General features: G+C 71.3%; 15 protein-coding genes and 1 other RNA gene. 9 read left to right on the plus strand and 7 right to left on the minus strand.

Going from position 1 to position 16,129, the window contains the following annotated elements; all coding sequences use genetic code 11:
• The first annotated feature begins 233 nt into the window (after window positions 1–233).
• The 5 genes from ACFY6S_RS09855 to ACFY6S_RS09875 all read left to right on the plus strand — a co-directional run bounded on the left by ACFY6S_RS09855 (window position 234) and on the right by ACFY6S_RS09875 (window position 5,602).
• Window positions 234–1,412, plus strand: coding sequence for a GDSL-type esterase/lipase family protein (locus ACFY6S_RS09855; protein WP_388821145.1), 1,179 nt, complete (start codon window positions 234–236; stop codon window positions 1,410–1,412).
• 199 nt (window positions 1,413–1,611) lie between these two features.
• Window positions 1,612–2,244, plus strand: coding sequence for a hypothetical protein (locus ACFY6S_RS09860; RefSeq protein ID WP_388821148.1), 633 nt, complete (start codon window positions 1,612–1,614; stop codon window positions 2,242–2,244).
• 22 nt (window positions 2,245–2,266) lie between these two features.
• Complete coding sequence (locus ACFY6S_RS09865; protein ID WP_388821151.1) at window positions 2,267–2,815, plus strand: hypothetical protein; 549 nt, start codon at window positions 2,267–2,269, stop codon at window positions 2,813–2,815.
• Window positions 2,816–2,828: 13 nt separating this feature from the next.
• Window positions 2,829–4,031, plus strand: coding sequence for an MAB_1171c family putative transporter (locus tag ACFY6S_RS09870; RefSeq protein ID WP_388821154.1), 1,203 nt, complete (start codon window positions 2,829–2,831; stop codon window positions 4,029–4,031).
• Window positions 4,028–5,602, plus strand: coding sequence for an amidase family protein (locus ACFY6S_RS09875; protein WP_388821157.1), 1,575 nt, complete (start codon window positions 4,028–4,030; stop codon window positions 5,600–5,602). Before ACFY6S_RS09870 ends, ACFY6S_RS09875 begins: the two co-directional genes overlap by 4 nt.
• Window positions 5,603–5,798: 196 nt before the next feature.
• Here ACFY6S_RS09875 and ACFY6S_RS09880 read toward each other — a convergent pair whose 3' ends face one another.
• Window positions 5,799–6,137, minus strand: a complete 339-nt coding sequence (locus ACFY6S_RS09880) for a hypothetical protein (RefSeq protein ID WP_388821160.1) — start codon at window positions 6,135–6,137, stop codon at window positions 5,799–5,801.
• 483 nt (window positions 6,138–6,620) lie between these two features.
• Window positions 6,621–7,040, minus strand: coding sequence for an ankyrin repeat domain-containing protein (locus ACFY6S_RS09885; protein WP_388821163.1), 420 nt, complete (start codon window positions 7,038–7,040; stop codon window positions 6,621–6,623).
• Window positions 7,041–7,172: 132 nt separating this feature from the next.
• Here ACFY6S_RS09885 and ACFY6S_RS09890 point away from each other — a divergent pair, with 132 nt between their 5' ends.
• Window positions 7,173–7,550: a hypothetical protein gene (locus ACFY6S_RS09890; RefSeq protein WP_388821166.1), complete on the plus strand. Its 378-nt coding sequence runs from the start codon at window positions 7,173–7,175 to the stop codon at window positions 7,548–7,550.
• Between the two features lie 127 nt (window positions 7,551–7,677).
• Here ACFY6S_RS09890 and ACFY6S_RS09895 read toward each other — a convergent pair whose 3' ends face one another.
• Both ACFY6S_RS09895 and rnpB read right to left on the minus strand, forming a co-directional pair.
• Window positions 7,678–8,493: a hypothetical protein gene (locus ACFY6S_RS09895; protein ID WP_388821169.1), complete on the minus strand. Its 816-nt coding sequence runs from the start codon at window positions 8,491–8,493 to the stop codon at window positions 7,678–7,680.
• 463 nt (window positions 8,494–8,956) lie between these two features.
• Window positions 8,957–9,357: RNase P RNA component class A (rnpB, locus tag ACFY6S_RS09900), an RNA gene on the minus strand.
• A gap of 173 nt (window positions 9,358–9,530) precedes the next feature.
• On the opposite strand from rnpB, the gene yaaA reads away from it, so the two are divergent.
• Together yaaA and eda are read left to right on the plus strand one after the other, a co-directional pair.
• Complete coding sequence (yaaA, locus tag ACFY6S_RS09905) at window positions 9,531–10,337, plus strand: peroxide stress protein YaaA (RefSeq protein WP_388821172.1); 807 nt, start codon at window positions 9,531–9,533, stop codon at window positions 10,335–10,337.
• Between the two features lie 65 nt (window positions 10,338–10,402).
• Window positions 10,403–11,020, plus strand: coding sequence for a bifunctional 4-hydroxy-2-oxoglutarate aldolase/2-dehydro-3-deoxy-phosphogluconate aldolase (gene eda, locus ACFY6S_RS09910; RefSeq protein WP_388821175.1), 618 nt, complete (start codon window positions 10,403–10,405; stop codon window positions 11,018–11,020).
• 154 nt (window positions 11,021–11,174) lie between these two features.
• Here the strand turns inward: eda and ACFY6S_RS09915 are convergent, their stop codons facing one another.
• Genes ACFY6S_RS09915 through ACFY6S_RS09925 form a run of 3 tightly spaced genes read right to left on the minus strand, consistent with a single transcriptional unit; the run spans window position 11,175 to window position 14,085 of the window.
• Window positions 11,175–12,425, minus strand: coding sequence for a bifunctional RNase H/acid phosphatase (locus ACFY6S_RS09915; protein ID WP_388821178.1), 1,251 nt, complete (start codon window positions 12,423–12,425; stop codon window positions 11,175–11,177).
• An 11-nt stretch (window positions 12,426–12,436) separates the two neighbouring features.
• Window positions 12,437–13,180 (minus strand): zinc ribbon domain-containing protein, encoded by a 744-nt coding sequence (locus ACFY6S_RS09920; protein WP_388821598.1) that lies wholly within the window; start codon window positions 13,178–13,180, stop codon window positions 12,437–12,439.
• Window positions 13,177–14,085, minus strand: coding sequence for a Nif3-like dinuclear metal center hexameric protein (locus tag ACFY6S_RS09925; protein WP_388821181.1), 909 nt, complete (start codon window positions 14,083–14,085; stop codon window positions 13,177–13,179). Before ACFY6S_RS09925 ends, ACFY6S_RS09920 begins: the two co-directional genes overlap by 4 nt.
• A gap of 323 nt (window positions 14,086–14,408) precedes the next feature.
• Between ACFY6S_RS09925 and ACFY6S_RS09930 the strand changes: the two genes are divergently transcribed.
• Entirely contained in the window at window positions 14,409–15,818 is a 1,410-nt protein-coding gene (locus ACFY6S_RS09930; RefSeq protein WP_388821184.1) for a hypothetical protein, read from the plus strand.
• Window positions 15,819–16,129 lie beyond the last annotated feature (311 nt).

Genomic DNA, 16,129 nt, shown 5'->3' on the forward strand with positions numbered 1-16,129 from the left:
CTGAGCCGAAGCGCCCTGAGCCGATCCCGCCCCTGAGCCGAAGCGCCCTGAGCCGAGCGCACACAGCCGATCCCGCCCCTGAGCCGAGCGCACGGAGCCGATCCCGCCCCTGAGCCGATCCCGCGCCTGAGCCGAAGCGCGCCGGTCACGCCGCCGCCCACACGGCGAATCCGCGCCTCCCGCGCGCCTGAACGTCCCACCCCGTCCGGTACATCCCAGAACAGGCCCCGCCCATGCACACCACCCCGCACGACTGGATCAGCACGCCCATCACCGAGGCCATCCTGCGCGGCGCCCTCGATCTGGAGCGCACCGCGCACGGCATCCTGCCGCACCGGCTGCCCGCCGCAGCCCGCGCCCAGTGCGCCGACCCACAGCTCGCCATGGCGGAGGCCCAGCCCGCCGGCGTACGCCTCGCCTTCCGCACCCGGGCCACCGCCGTCGAGCTGGACACCCTGCCCACCAAGCGCGTCTACTCGGGCGCCCCGCCCCTCCCGGACGGGGTGTACGACCTGCTCGTCGACGGCCGGTCGGCCGGACGGTCGAGTGTGAGCGGCGGCAACGTCCTGACCATCGACATGGCCGCCGCCACCGCCGAGAGCACACCGGGAGCGCCTGGCACGCTGCGCTTCAGCGGGCTGCCCGAAGGCGTCAAGGACGTCGAGATCTGGCTGCCGCACAACGAGACCACCGAACTCCTCGCCCTGCGCACCGACGCCCCCGTCGAGCCCGTACCGGACCGGGGCCGCAGGGTGTGGCTGCACCACGGCAGTTCGATCAGCCACGGCTCCTACGCGGCCTCCCCCACCACCACCTGGCCGGCGCTCGCCGCCTCGCTCGGCGGGGTGGAGCTGATCAACCTGGGCCTGGCGGGCAGCGCCCTGCTCGACCCGTTCACCGCCCGCACCCTGCGGGACACCCCCGCCGACCTGATCAGCGTCAAGATCGGCATCAACCTGGTCAACACCGACCTGATGCGGCTGCGCGCCTTCGGCCCCGCCGTCCACGGCTTCCTCGACACCGTCCGCGAGGGCCACCCCACCACGCCGCTGCTGGTCGTCTCGCCCATCCTGTGCCCCATCCACGAGGACACGCCCGGCCCCAGCGCCCCGGACCTCAGCGCCCTCGGCGCCGGGCGGCTGAGCTTCCGCGCCATGGGCGACCCGGCGGAGCGCGCGAGCGGCAAGCTGACCCTGGGCGTCATCCGGGACGAGCTGGCCCGCCTGGTGCGCGAGCGCGCGGCCGAGGACCCGAACCTGCACCACCTCGACGGCCGCGAACTCTACGGTCCGGCCGACTCCGCCGAACTCCCCCTCCCCGACCGGCTCCACCCGGACGCCGCCACCCACCGCCTCATGGGCGAACGCTTCGCCGAGCGGGCCTTCACCGCCGGGGGCCCCTTCGCGAAGTGAGCGCGTGCGGAAGCCGGTTGGGCGCGCACCGGGGGCGTCACACCACATCCCTCGGGGACTTGTCGCTACCGAAGCCGGCCGGCCCGCAATCAACGGAGGCATACGCCACTCCAGCAACTTGGGTTAATATCCTGAGCGAACAGTTGATCGACGCATCCACTCAGGGCAACTCAGATGGATGGAGGGGGGATGTGTCACCGTGACCCATGCCGACGGGACGCGGACTCCGCCGGGGGAGCCCGACGAGGGCAGCTTCGCGGAGCGTCTTGATTTCCTGTGTTCCAACGATCCACGGGGGCCGTTCAGCAACCCGACGGTCGTGAAGATGCTGGAGGAGAAGGGCCTGCCCAGCTTCTCCAGCACCTACATGTGGCAGTTGCGCACCGGCCGGGCCGACAACCCGACCAAGAAGCACATGGACGCACTCGCCGCGTTGTTCGGTGTGCCGGAGGACTACTGGTCGAGCCGGGCCACGGCTCAGGTCATCAACCGCCTGATCACTCGGCTCAACGGGTTCAAGGAGAACGGCGCCACGTCCGAGCAGCTTCACCGGCAACTCGTCAGCTTCACCCAGCGGATGAGCGAAGGCGCCGCCCCCGAAGCTCTCGTCGCACAGCTGGACGAGCTGGCCCGGATGAACCGGCAGGGAGTGACCGCGAGCACGCTGAAGCGCTTGCAGGACGCTCGCGTGACCAGCATCGCCATGCGTGCGGTCGGCCTGTCCGACCAAGGGCTCTCGGCCGCCGCCGCGATGATCGAGCAGGTCCGTCGGCTCGAAGGGCTTCCGGCCGAGCCTTCGGACGAGACCGTCACCGGCCAGCGGAACACCTGACCGCCAGCAGGAGGAGGGATCCATGAGACGCCGCCGCTCACGCCGTACCGGCGAGGCCGGGCCTTCGGTACCGGTGGACCCTGTTCTCGACGCGAGCCGCAGTTTCGTCCGGTCCCTGGACCTTCCCCGGGTGGCGAGCGTGCGCGAACTGCGCGGCTACATCGAGACCTTGATCGGTGAGCCCATCCAGATCGCGCCCGGCAGCCCTGCTGACGGGGACACCCCCTGCGGCATGGTGGTGAGGAGCGGCGGGGTGCACTACGTCAGGTACGACCCGGACACCAGCCCCGCCCACCAGGATCACATCATCGCCCACGAGTTCGGCCACCTGCTCATGGGCCACAGCGGCAGCCGGGTGGAACCGGCCTCCCGGGACGGCGTCATCCTCGGCGACATCGAGACGGACCTGTGGGCCACCGTGCTCGGCCGGACGAACTACGCCGAGACCATCGAGCGCGAGGCGGAAGCGGTCGGCTCCTTCCTCCGGACGCACGTCATCACCAGCCGCCCGGCCCCACAGAGCGAATCGGCCGACCGCATCACGCGCACGCTCACGCGGCGCGAGGACTGAGCAGACGGAAACAGTGAAAGACATACTCCATCCACTGTGCCTGGTCATCGCCGGTGCCGGCTTCCTGCTGCTCCTGCGTGACCTGCGTACGGCCTGGCGCAGGCCCGAGGACCGCGACCCCGCCCTGGTCGCGCTCGCCTTCACGTACCTGTTCTCCGCGCTGAGCTATGCCGTCTCCCTGACCTGGGTGTGGGTACGCGTCGACGGGGTGTTCGGCGTACCCAACATCGCGGTGCCCCTGGCGCAGGGCTGCGTCATGCTCGTGTTCGGTCTCCAGGCCACCGTCCTCGCGTTCTGGACGAAGCGGCCCGAGCGGGCAGCGCGGCGCGCGCGGTGGCTGATGGCCGGCGCGATCTCGGTCATCGTGATGATGGCTGTGCTGTTCGCGCTGCTGACGCCGGTCTCGCAGCGCCCCACGGACTTCACCCTGTACTACGCGCACGACCGGGCGTTCCAGGCGTATCTGCTGCTTTACATGGGCATGTACACGGTCGCCGAGGTCTACCTCGCCCGCGTGTGCTGGAAGTACGCAGGGGAGATCAAGGACCCGTGGATCGGCGCAGGTCTGCGCCTGATCGCCGTCGGCGCTGTCATCACCCTCGGCTACAGCGGGATACGCCTGTGCGCCATCCTCGGGGCCGAGTTCGGTTTCAGCGTGCGGCCCGCCGAGCCCTACGCCTGGATCTGCGGGGACATCGGCGCCACCCTGACCCAGATCGGCTACCTGATGCCGATCATGGCCGCGCGGCTGACGGGCGCCCGTCGCGGACGCCGCGAGCGCCGGCAGTACCAGCGGCTCGAACAGCTCTGGCGGGCCGTCTCCGCCGCGGAGCCGAGCATCGTCTTCGTCGAGCCCGCCAAGGACTCCCGTGACGTGTCGTTCGACCTGTACCGCCATGTCGTCGAGATCCGAGACGCGCAGATCGAACTCCGCCCGTACCTCTCGCCCGCCGCGCGTGCCCTCGCCGAGAGCCGGCGCACCGCCTGGTGGCGGTCGAGCAAGCACCGCGTGGCCGCCGTCACCGCCGACCAGATCCGCGCCGCGCTCCTTCAGCGTCAGCGGGGGCCGGTGAGCGATCCGGCCTCCTACGCCGACGCGGCCCTGGACACCCCGACCCCGCAGAAGGAGCTCCACCACCTCGTCCGCGTCGCCCGCCACTTCACGCCGCCGTCGATGAAGCCCGAGACCGAATGCGCACCTGGAGTCCGCGCGTGAACCGCAGGACCCTCCTCCGCGCGGCCACCACCGCGGCTGCCGCCGCTCTGCCGAAGACGGCCTTCGCGGCATCCGCAGTCGCAGCAACCAAGGACGCCATGAACAGCTCCGCACCGTACCGCTCAACCGCGCGCGCCCAACTCTCCGACCTGCGGCGCGGCACCATCAGCGCCCGCGAACTCCTGGAACGGGTCCTCGCTCACCACAGCGAGGTCAACCCCGGTCTGAACGCCGTGGTGACCCTCGACGCGGACGCCGCCCGCGCCGCCGCCGACCGGGCCGACGCCCACCTGGCCGGCACCGGCCGCACCCTGGGCCCGCTGCACGGCCTGCCCGTCACCCTCAAGGACGCTCTGGAGACCCGGGGCCTGCGCACCACCTGCGGCAGCACCGAACTGAGCGGCCATGTCCCCACCACCGACGCCGACGTGGTGACGCTGCTGCGCCGGGCCGGAGCCGTCATCGTGGGCAAGACGAACGTGCCGCCGATGTGCCAGGACCTCCAGACGTCGAACCCGATCTTCGGGACGACGAACAACCCCTACGCTCCCGACCACACCGCCGGCGGTTCCTCCGGCGGCCCCGCCGTCGCCGTCGCCACCGGGCTCAGCGCCCTGGAAGTCGGCTCCGACCTGGCGGGATCGCTTCGCCTGCCGGCCGCCTACTGCGGTGTGTACGCGCTGCGCACCTCGCGCGGCGCCTCCCCGATCGTCCCGACCCGCGGGCACCTCCCCCGCCCGCCCGGCTGGCTCACCGGTTCGGACATGCTCACCCTCGGCCCGATCGCACGGGACGCCGACGACCTCGATCTGCTCCTGGACGTCATCGCCGCACCGTCCCCGGCCGACGGCGCCGCCTGGAGCATCGCACTGCCCGCCCCGTCGAAGACCCGCCTCGGGCAGTACCGCGTGGGCCTGTGGGCGAACGATCCGTTCTGCCACGTCGACGCCGCCACCCGCAACCTCATGGAGCAGGTCGCCGCGGCCGTACGCGACGCCGGCGCCGACGTCGACGACTCAACGCGGCCCGTGGACTTCGCCGGGAGCAACCTGCTTTTCACGCGACTGATGTTCGCGACCTCCGCCGCCACGGCCACCGACGAGGTCTTCGCCGGCGAGGTCAGGGCAGCCGACGCCGTCGCGGACGACGCCCCCGCCGCCCGCTTCCTGAAGTCGCGCACCATGCGCCACCGCGACTGGGCCCGCGCCGACGAGGACCGGCAGCAACTCCGCTCCACGTGGGCCGCGTACTTCGCCACGCACGATGTGCTGATCACCCCGGCGGCGCCGACCGCCGCCGTCCTCGACCAGACCTCGGTTCCTCCCCAGGACCGGTACATCACCGTCGACGGGGAGAAGCGCGACTTCTTCGACCAGACGAGCTGGGTCAACCTCGCGTCCCCGGTCGGCCTGCCCTCCGTGGTCATGCCCACCGGCCGGACCGACGACGGCCTGCCGCTCGCCATCCAGATCATCGGCCCCTATCTGTCCGACCGCACGGTCATCGCCGTGGCGAAGCTCCTGTCCCAGGTGCTCCCCTCCGCGCCGACAGCCCCCGCGCTGACGGCCTGACAGGCTGGACGCATCCTGCCTCCACGGGGGTGGGGCGGGATGCGTCCGTACACCACGAGGCCCCGGCACACGTTCCCGTGCCGGGGCCTCGCTCTTTGACCGGGACACGGCCGGGACCGCGCCCTTTACCGAGTCGCGGCGCCGCATCCCGGATCCGGCTGCGGAATGCGACCGCCAGGTGTACGCGGCCCCTCGATCACCGAGTCCGGGGCGGCGGACGGTAGTTGACGCGCACCACTGCATCCGCCCCGGTACCGGTGTGTCTCGCGCCGTGGTGCGCGTCGGCCTCGGGCGCGGGCAGCCCTGTGCCAGCGAGGAGAGTGTCTGCGTTGGCAAGTTCGCGGCGGCAGGTGGCGTAGGCCGTGCCCGTGCGGCCCAGCGGGAAGGGTGCGCTGCACACCTCACAGCGGTGGCGGGTGTCCGGCTGGGGCTTCGGCTGCGGCTTCGCGGGCCGCTGGTTCTTCAGCCGGTAGTTGACCAGGGCGTATGCGGAGTCGACCCGTTCGGGCAGGCGGGCCGTCGGGACGCTGACCATCTTCCTGCGATCACTCTGCGGGTGGCACCATCGGGCGAAGTCCTCCCGCGAGGGGGTCGCAGCTCAGGCCACGATTCGTCGGCGCCATAACAGTCGGTTCCGCAGGACTGAGGAACATCCCGGCCTGCGAAAGGAACGCGGCTCCGGGCTCTGCTGCCCGTTGAGCGCGCGCCCCCGCGAACGCAAGGGCAGCGATGTCCAGCCTGTCACCAAGGGCGTTCTTCGCGAAGTCAAGATCCCGAACGCTGACCGAAACGTTCCGGGCAGATGCTCCAAACGATCTACGCGGCGTTCGAGACGCTTCTCGTCGCGGAGGGCGACCGGCGCCACATACGCATCGAGCTTCATGAGCCTGACCCCAGGGAAACGGTCCCCGGCTGTCCTGGCTATCGCGGACAACCGGAGGGAGCTGGGGCTCGAAGCCGCGCCGAGGCCAGCTTGCCAGGGCGGGACGGGACGACCGCCGCGTCCCGTCCCGCCGTTTCAGGTGGTGACCGACGCTTCGAGGAGATGCTCAACCGACCGGTGAGCTTCGATGTCTTCGTCCCAGCCTCGCACCCAGTCCAGCGCGGAAGACCCGCTGCTCTCCCTCTGGAGGGGATCAGCGCCGTGACTGAGGAGCAACTTGCTCATGGCCACGTCCGCATGTGTCGCCGCAGCAGCCAGGGGCAGGCCACTACGTCGGCCGTGCGACTCTTCATTGGGCCGTGCTCCCGCCTGAAGCAACAGCTCTGCGCAACGGCGTTCCCCTTGCACCGCCGCCAGGTAAAGGGGAGTCGCCCCTTCGAACCTGGCGTTTGGGTCGGCGCCCCGAGCCAGGGCCTTCGTGAGCTCGCCAACCCCGCCGTCAGCGGCTGCGCTACACAGCCGCCCCGGCAGCTTCTTCCTCTTTCTGCTGTTCATGTCTTCCTTCGAGCACTCGCCACATTCAGCGGCGTTCGGAGCGGAACGTGCGTGATGTGCCCGATACCCCTTTGCGATCCGGATCTGAACCTCGCTTAGAACGTCGGCGACTCACAGGCCGAATCCGCACTGGTGAACGCGACGCTCGGCAACCGCTACGGCTTCCGGTTCATCGTGAACCAGACGATCCCGGCCGGCGCCGCGTACGCCTTCGCGCGGTCGGGCTTCATCTTCGCCTCGGCGGCCCCGCCCGTTCCACAGTCGGTGCCCTACGGCGCGACCACAAGTTTCGAGGGCCTGGCCCGTCGCTGGCTGCGTGACTACGACTCCGAGGCCTTCCAGGCGCAGCATCGTGAATTGCTACCAGGGCTTCCGCTCGGTGGAGGACATTTTCGTCGGCAGGGACCCGGAGGCCGAGAAGAAAATCATCTCGCCGGACGAGCACTCATGTGCGGGATCAAGCTCCAGCCCGACGGCAAGAGCGACTCCCAGAGGCAGCGCCAGAGTTGACAGCCATCACTGGCATATCGGATGCGAAGGCACGGACTCCGGTCCGCCAAACGCCAGACGGGGACCCGGCCAACGCATAACAGCGCAGGGGGCGATCCAGCTCTGGGTCAGGAATGAACGGCCCTTGTCAGCGATTCACCTCTTCCAGGTCATTCTTATCCGTACTGAAGTGATATTTCGGATAATTTACTGGAAATGAAATAAAGGGCTTCCCGTTATCGGTTATATCCATGTATCCGCTCTTGCCATCGGAAACCCACCAAAGCCGTGCAGTCCATTCAACAACGTCAGTCGACAGGCCACGCAATGCGAACACCTCCGGCTCCGAAGAATAGACCTTATAAGGAAAACCTATCGGATTGGACGCAGGTGCTCCAGACTCATCAAATTCAGAAAGCACGAACTGAGGAATAGGGGCATCCAGGTCCGCTTCATAAACCCGCTTGGCGATCCCAGCACCACAGCCCGAGCCAACCCCCATCAGATCGTCTTTCAATTTCTCTTTAGTCATGATCGATATTTCCAACTTCTTTAATATTATCGCCCTCCCCTCCTTGCCTTCGACTGTCACTGTGACGACATTTCCCGTCGCAAGGTCAGAGCCGGACGATTTCCGTACCTTGCCAACAGCCTCCGGCTGGTTCATCATCCCGACGCCACTCAGCTCCGTTTTAAGTTCTTGAACCACAGAATCCTTTCCCTTGCGCAGCAGCCAGGTGGAACAGAAGGCCTCGTCACTCGAAGTGACGTTAATTATGGGCTGATTCACTTCATCATCAGCAAACATGGCCGAAATCAAGGATGTGCCACCTTGTTGAATCCAACCGCCAATTACTCCCACAGCTACGGCGGATGCTGCTGCCAGAACGGCCGGCCTTCTCCACCAGGGAGTCGAGGTTCCGCCCGCGCCCGATCCGGAACCAGCACCTCCGGTACTACTCATTTCCCCTCCTAGCATCTACTCCAGCGGGATCGTACAGCGCATCACCTGACTGGTCCGCAAAATCTCCCGATTGGTGGAATGTTGAGCTACACCACGCTCAATGAGCTAAAAGGCCGAATCGATTGAGAGCTGGACGACGAGCTCAGGATCGCGACTGGCGCCCTGGAAGACGCCTCCGATCTTGCGGCCGTCTATGACCGCGACCGGCCCGAGGAGAACGCTCCCCGGCTGGTGAAGCCCCTGGTCCTGAAGTCCGCCGCCCGCTACATGCGCAACCCCAATGGCTACGCCCAGAGCCGGGCGCCCACTGAAAAGCAGGTCAGAGGGGATCTCACCCCCTCAATAGAGGGGGCCGGCAGACGAGTCGGGCTGTACGCCGGGTTCTGGATCTCCCCAGATTCTCCCCAGCGGCCCGGATGATCTAGGGATTTGAGGCTTAGCCCCAGCTCAGGGGCGAGAGCGGCAGACGAGTCGGGCTGTACGCCGGGTTCTGTCGCCCGGCTGCCTCGCGGCGGCCGGGGAGACGGCCATCCATCTAGGACCGGCGTTGCCACCGGCCTCGTGCGGTCTACCCGCGGACTCGGGCGGGCAGCCCTCGAACGTCCGCGCAGGGTCGCCTCGCGACGGCCCCTCTTGACCTTGCTCCGGGTGGGGTTTACCTAGCCGTCCGAGTCACCTCGGACGCTGGTGGTCTCTTACACCACCGTTTCACCCTTACCGGGGACCGAGGTCCCCGGCGGTCTGTTTTCTGTGGCACTGTCCCGCGGGTCACCCCGGGTGGCCGTTAGCCACCACCCTGCCGTGTGGAGCCCGGACGTTCCTCGGCAAGATCGAGGATCTTGACGCGGCCGTCCGCCCGGCTCGTCTGCCGTGGTCGACATGGTACCCGGCGCGGGCGGGCCCGGGTGCCTCGGGCGGTGGCGGCACGAGGCGGCCGGGGTCGCCTAACCTGGCGCGGGGCGGTGGTACGTGTGGCCCCCGCGGCCGGGTGCCGCCGCCGGACCCGCCCCCCATCGCGTCGTACGAGGAGAATCACCGTGCTCGTCCTGCTGCCGCCGTCCGAAGGCAAGGCCCCTTCCGGGCGGGGTGCGCCGTTGAAGCCCGAGTCGCTGTCGCTGCCGGGGCTGGCCGACGCGAGGGCCGCCGTCCTGGACGAGCTCGTGGAGCTGTGCGCGGGCGACGAGGAGAAGGCGCGGCAGGTTCTCGGGCTGAGCGAAGGGCTGCGGGGCGAGATCGCGAAGAACGCGGAGCTGCGCACGGCGGGGACCCGCACGGCCGGGGAGATCTACACCGGCGTGCTGTACGACGCGCTGGACCTCGCGGGCCTCGACCCCGCCGCGCGCCGCCGGGCGGGCACATCGCTGCTGATCTTCTCCGGGCTGTGGGGCGCCGTGCGCGTGGGCGACCGGATTCCCTCGTACCGCTGCTCGATGGGTGTCAGGCTGCCGGGGCTCGGGGCGCTCGGCCCCTACTGGCGCGCGTCGATGGAGGCGGTGCTGCCGGCGGCGGCGGGCGACGGGATGGTGCTGGACCTGCGCTCGGCCGCCTACGCGGCGGCGTGGAAGCCGAAGGGCGAGCTGGCCGGGCGGACCGCGACGGTACGGGTGCTGCACGCGCGGATCGATCCGGCGACCGGCGCGGAGAAGCGGTCGGTGGTCAGCCACTTCAACAAGGCGACGAAGGGGCGGCTGGTACGGGAACTCCTGACGGCCGGCGTCCGGCCCCGTCGACCGGTGGAGCTGGTCGAGGCGGTACGGGACCTGGGGTACACCGTGGAGACACCGGATCCGGGCCGCACCGACCGGCCCTGGGCGCTGGACGTGGTGGTCTCGGAGCTGCACTGACCAGCGCGTTGCAGCGTGCGCAACGCTCATTGCGCACCCTGCCTTCGCCGGGCAGGATGTGCGCCATGACCTCCGTGCTCGACCTCGCCCCCGTCATCCCCGTCGTCGTCCTCGACGACGCGGCGGACGCCGCTCCCCTCGCCCGCGCGCTGGTCGCCGGCGGGCTGCCCGCGATCGAGGTGACGCTGCGGACCCCGGCCGCGCTGGACGCGATCCGCGCGATCGCCGCCGAGGTGCCGGAGGCGGTGGTCGGCGCGGGGACGGTGCTCACGCCCGACGCGGTCACGGACGCGGTGACGGCGGGCGCGCGCTTCCTGGTCAGCCCCGGGTGGACGGACACACTGCTGACGGCGATGCGCGTCAGCGGCGTACCGTTCCTGCCGGGGGTCTCGACGACCTCGGAGGTCGTGGCGCTGCTGGAGCGCGGGGTGACGGAGCTGAAGTTCTTCCCGGCCGAGGCGGCGGGCGGCCCCGCGTACCTCAAGTCCCTGGCCGGCCCGCTCCCCGCGGCCCGGTTCTGCCCCACGGGCGGCATTTCGGCGGCGAAGGCCCCGTCCTACCTGTCGCTGCCGAACGTCGGCTGCGTCGGCGGTACGTGGATGCTGCCGCCGGAGACGCTGGCGGCGAAGGACTGGGCGCGCGTCGAGTCACTGGCGCGCGAGGCGTCGGCGCTGCGCCGGTAGCCGGTAGCCGGTAGCCGGTAGCCGGTAGCGAGAGACGACGCCTGGTCCGGGCCGGGCGGCAACCGCGCGGAGACCGGACGGGGAGAGCGCACGCCCCGCCCGGCCCCTACCCCCGCCGGTCGGCCACCCCCGCCGGTCAGCCCACCCCCGCCGGTCAGCGCAGTGCGGACGTCTCGTTCAGCAGCCGCAGCGACGCGTTGCCGTCCGCGTAGTACGCCACCACCGACACCGAGGCCGCCGACAGCTCCATCCGGAACAGCGACTCGGGCGGCGCGCCCAGGGCCAGCCGTACCAGCTCCTTCACCGGCGTGACATGGGTGACCAGCAGGACCGTCCGGCCCCGGTAGCGGTCGAGCAGCCGGTCACGGGCCTCCGCGACCCGGCGGCCGACGGTCGCGAAGCTCTCACCGCCGCCGGTCGGCGCGACGGAGGGAGAGGCGAGCCAGGCGTTCAGGTCGTCCGGGTAGCGCTCGCGCACCTCGGCGAAGGACATCCCCTCCCAGGCGCCGAAGTCCGTCTCGCGCAGCCCCTCTTCGACCACCACGTCCAGGCCGAGCCGCGCCGCCACGGCCCCGGCCGTCTCGCGGCAGCGCCTCAGCGGGGAGGAGACGATCTCCTGGACGGTGCCGCGCGCGGCCATCGCGGCGGCGACCGCCTCGGCCTGCCCGCGCCCGATCGCCGACAGTTCGGGGTCGGTGCCGCCGCTGCCGGAGAAGCGCTTCGAGGGGGTGAGCGCGGTCTCGCCGTGCCGCAGCAGGACGAAGGTGGTGGGGGCGCCGAGGTCGGCGGAGGCGCCCCAGCCGGCCGCCTCGGTCTCGGTCCCGCCCACGCCGGACGCGGAGGGCGGCCCGGCGGCCGGCGGCCGGGCCGCCGGAGGCGCCTCGGCCGGGACTCCGTCGGGCAGGGGCTCCGGGGGCGGCGGCTCGGCGGCCGACCGTGCCGCGCCCGCGTCCAGGGCGGCCGTGGACGCCGACGGCTCCCACCGTTCGCCCCTCGTGCCCGCGTCCATCGCCTCGTTGGCCAGCCGGTCCGCGTGCTTGTTCCGCTCGCGGGGGATCCACTCGTACGTGACCTGCCCCGTCGGCAGGACGCGCGCGGCCTCCGCCGCCAGCGGCTTCATGTCCGGGTGCTTGATCTTCCAGCGGCCCGACATCTGCTCGACGACGAGCTTGGAGTCCATCCGCACCCGGACCCGCGCGGCCGGGTCCAGCGCCCTCGCGGCCTTCAGGCCGGCGATCAGGCCCTTGTACTCCGCGACGTTGTTCGTGGCGACACCGATGAACTCGGCGGCCTCCGCGAGCGGTTCACCGGTCACCGGGTCCAGTACGACCGCGCCGTATCCGGCCGGGCCCGGGTTTCCCCGGGACCCTCCGTCGGCCTCCACCACGAACGTGGGATCGGACATCGCCCGTCCGCTCACAGACCCGAATCGGCGGTACGGACCAGGATGCGGTGGCAGTTCTCGCACCGCAGCACGGTGTCGCGGGCGGCCGACCTGACGTCGTTCAGTTCGGTGACGTTCAGTTCGAGCCGGCAGCCCTCGCAACGGCGCTGGTAGAGGCGGGCCGCGCCCACCCCGCCCTCCTTGACGCGGAGCTTCTCGTACAGCTTGAGCAGATCGGCCGGTACGGAGGCGGCCACCAGCTCGCGCTCCTTGGCCACGGTCGCGGCCTCGTCGTCGAATCCCTTGACGGCGGCGTCCCGGCGGGCCACGGCGTCGTCGGCCTTGGCCTGGACCGCGGCGACGCGCTCCGTCAGCTCGGCGACCCGCTCCTGCGCGGACTCACGGCGCTCCATGACTTCGAGGACGACGTCCTCCAGGTCGCCCTGGCGCTTGGCGAGGGAGACGATCTCGCGCTGGAGGTTCTCCAGGTCCTTGGGCGAGGTGACCGCGCCGGAGTCCAGCCGCTGCTGGTCGCGGGCGGCGCGCTGGCGCACCTGGTCGACGTCCTGCTCCGCCTTGGTCTGCTCGCGGGCGGTGTCGCTCTCCTCGGTCTGCGAGGCGACCAGCAGGTCGCGCAGTTGGGCGAGGTCCTTGGTGAGGGACTCGATCTCGGCGTGCTCGGGCAGCGAGGTGCGCTTGTGGTCGAGCTGCGACAGTCGTACGTCGAGGGCCTGGACGTCGAGGAGTCGGATCTGGTCGGCGGGCGCGGCGTTCAGTTGGGGGCTCCTGAAGAGGAAGGGGAAGAAGGGACGGGGGATGCGTGGTGGGCCGACCAGGGGTCGGTGACGGTCCTGGAGACATGGACGCGCAGGTCCCAGCCGTGGCGGTCGGAGATCTCGTCGAGCTGGGCGGCGGCCTGCTCGCACCACGGCCACTCGGTGGCCCAGTGCGCGGCGTCGACCAGGCCGAGCGGGCTGTGCTGGGTCGCCTCGGAGACCGGGTGGTGGCGCAGGTCGGCGGTGAGGAACGCGTCCACGCCCGCCGCGCGTACCTGTGCGAAGAGGCTGTCGCCGGAGCCGCCGCTGACCGCGACCTTGCGGACGAGGGCGTCCGGGTCGCCCGCGATCCGTACGCCCTGCGCGGTGGCGGGGAGGCGGTGGGCGACGCGGGCGGCGAAGTCGCGGAGGGTGACAGGCGCGGGCGGCTCGCAGATCCGGCCGAGGCCGCGCCGTCCCGCCGGGTCCGTGGGGTCCGGTACGAGGGGGCCCAGGACCCGCAGGTCGAGCGCGCCCGCGAGGGCGTCGGAGACGCCGGGGTCGGCGGAGTCGGCGTTGGTGTGCGCGACGTGCAGCGCGACGCCGTTCCGGATGAGGCCGTGCACGACCCGGCCCTTGAAGGTGGCGGCCGCGACCGTCGTCGTACCGCGCAGATAGAGCGGGTGGTGGGTGACGAGCAGCTGGGCGCCGAGCCGCACGGCCTCGTCGGCGACGTCCTGGACGGGGTCGACGGCGAACAGCACCCGGGTGACGGGGGCGTCGGGGTCGCCGCAGACCGTACCGACGGCATCCCACTGTTCGGCCCGCTCGGGCGGCCAGAGGGCGTCGAGCGCGTCGGTGACTTCGGACAGCCGCGGCGCGGAGGCAGCGGCCGGCGTGGCGGGGACGGCGGGGACAGGGGGCACGCACAAAGGCTACCTGCCGCCCGTGCCCGGCCCGCCCTGGGCGGGCTTCCCGCCGCACGACGGGGCGGGCTTCCCGCCGCACGACGGGGCGGGCTTCCCGCCGCACGACGGCCGGAAGCGGCGGCCGTCCGGCCGCGGCCCACGGGTGGGTGCGGGGCACGGAACGGCGCGGACGGTGCCGTCACCGTTCCCGTGGACAGCACACTCCCCCTCGCGTTTTCCGGCAGATCATGCGGTAGCCACCCTTATGTGTGAAGTGGGGTGTCACATGTTGTTCGGCAGGGAGTACGAAAACTAGCTTCGTCGCCGGAGGTGACGGACCGATGACGGCCTGTGCTATCGAGACGGCTGCGGCGGACGGCGACGGAGCGGGTGCCGGCGGACCGGTGCGGCGCGAAGGGGGTGCGCGGCGTACGGGGTTCACCATCACCGCGGACGGCTCCTACGCGGCCCGGCTCACGCTCGGCGCCCCGGGTGGAGACGGTGCCCGGTACGGGAACCCGGGGTACGGCAACCCCGGCTCCGGGGAGACCGGTTACGGGAACACGGGGTACGCGGAGTCCGGACACGGCGGCTCCGGGCGCGCGGAGTCCGGGTACGGCGACGCCTGGTACCCCGAGCGGTGGACCCTCGGCGGGCCCGAGCCCTACGCCGTGCCGCTCCCTCTCGACCAGCCGGAGGAGCCCGGCACCGATCTGCTGCCGCTGGCCGACGGACGGGTGCTCATCGGCCGCCGGGTGGTGGACCGGCACGACTTCTCCCTCCTCTACCCGACCGGTCCGGGAACGGGCCAGCTGCCCATGGGCGCGATCGGGTGCGCGCCCCGCGCCCTGACGATGCTGCCGCCCTCGCCGGACGGCCGGTGCGCGTACGCCCTGGTCGTCGGCGAACGGTCCACCGGGCTCTGGCTGGTGGCGGGCGGCGCCTTCGGCCCCGAGCGGGTCGCCGAGGTGCCGGGCCGCTGCTCGGGCGGCGTGTGGCTGGACCGTACGGGACGGATGCTGGCGCTGGACCGGGAGCGGGACGGGGTGGTCAAGACGGTCGCCGTGGATCTGGGGCGGGGCGGCGAGGTGACCCCGCTGCTCCAGATCACGGACGAGAGCAACGACCGGCTGCTGCTGGCCGACGCCGACAGCGGACTGCTGCTGATCCGCTCGGACGCGCCGGGCCACGACCGGCTGGGCTGGGGCGTGCTGGGCAGCCTCCGGCCGGTGCGGTTCCCCGAGTGTCTGCGACCGCCGGACTGCGTGGTGACGCCCTTCGCCGTACAGCCGGGGCAGGTGCTGATGCCGGAGAGCTGCGCGGTGGCGCTGCGGATCGACGGGGCGGCGGGCAGTTGGGTGGGGACGTGGCGGCCGGCCGACCGCCGTCTGGTGCAGCGGCCCGCGCCGCCGGGGTGGCTGGCGGGGGCGGGGCTGTGGACCCCGGAAGGAGTGCTGCGGCTGCCGTACGCGACGGGGGCGGTGCCGTGCGGAGTGGCGCGGCTGGTGCCCGGGCCGGACCGGGGGCGGGAGCCGGAGACCGCCGGCCGGCTGCCCGCCGACGGCCCGTGCCCGGACGCGATCACAGAATCAGCACAACCGGAATGCGCGGACGGGGAACCGGACGACGCTTCGCGTACTCCTGTGATGTGCAGGCCGGTGCCGTTGCAACAGGCGCCTCTCACTGATCGCGGGACACTAGACTTCGGCCCGGGGGCCGCGCGGCAGCACCGGCAGGAGTCGCACCGGTGACGGTGGCTGTGGACGGGTGATCGTGACGCCGTGAAGGCGGTGCGCGGAGACCGGCCCCCGTGCCACGAACAAGAAGCGATACGACGGGGTGACTTCCCACATGTCCGACATCCGAACCGACACGGACCAGACGCGCCCACGGGGAGCGGCGGCGGACCGGGGCGGCCTCGACAGCCACGGCAAGCACCGTGGGGGCGCGGCGCCTTCGGAGGAATCCGCGGCGCCCGCTTTCGGCCGTCACCGCCGCCCGGGAGACGGTGGCGACAGCGCGTCCTGACGGGCCGACAGCGAGAAGGAGGCCGCCGCGGCGA

This window comes from Streptomyces sp. NPDC012835, from assembly GCF_042900885.1.
Classification (GTDB): domain Bacteria; phylum Actinomycetota; class Actinomycetes; order Streptomycetales; family Streptomycetaceae; genus Streptomyces.

Coding starts and splice junctions, on each gene's coding strand:
- ACFY6S_RS09885 (WP_388821163.1), bottom strand. CDS start 7,040: ATGAACAGCAGAAAGAGGAAGAAGCTGCCGGGGCGGCTGTGTAGCGCA.
- eda (WP_388821175.1), top strand. CDS start 10,403: ATGACCTCCGTGCTCGACCTCGCCCCCGTCATCCCCGTCGTCGTCCTC.
- ACFY6S_RS09895 (WP_388821169.1), bottom strand. CDS start 8,493: ATGAGTAGTACCGGAGGTGCTGGTTCCGGATCGGGCGCGGGCGGAACC.
- ACFY6S_RS09865 (WP_388821151.1), top strand. CDS start 2,267: ATGAGACGCCGCCGCTCACGCCGTACCGGCGAGGCCGGGCCTTCGGTA.
- ACFY6S_RS09880 (WP_388821160.1), bottom strand. CDS start 6,137: ATGGTCAGCGTCCCGACGGCCCGCCTGCCCGAACGGGTCGACTCCGCA.
- ACFY6S_RS09915 (WP_388821178.1), bottom strand. CDS start 12,425: ATGTCCGATCCCACGTTCGTGGTGGAGGCCGACGGAGGGTCCCGGGGA.
- ACFY6S_RS09930 (WP_388821184.1), top strand. CDS start 14,409: ATGACGGCCTGTGCTATCGAGACGGCTGCGGCGGACGGCGACGGAGCG.
- ACFY6S_RS09855 (WP_388821145.1), top strand. CDS start 234: ATGCACACCACCCCGCACGACTGGATCAGCACGCCCATCACCGAGGCC.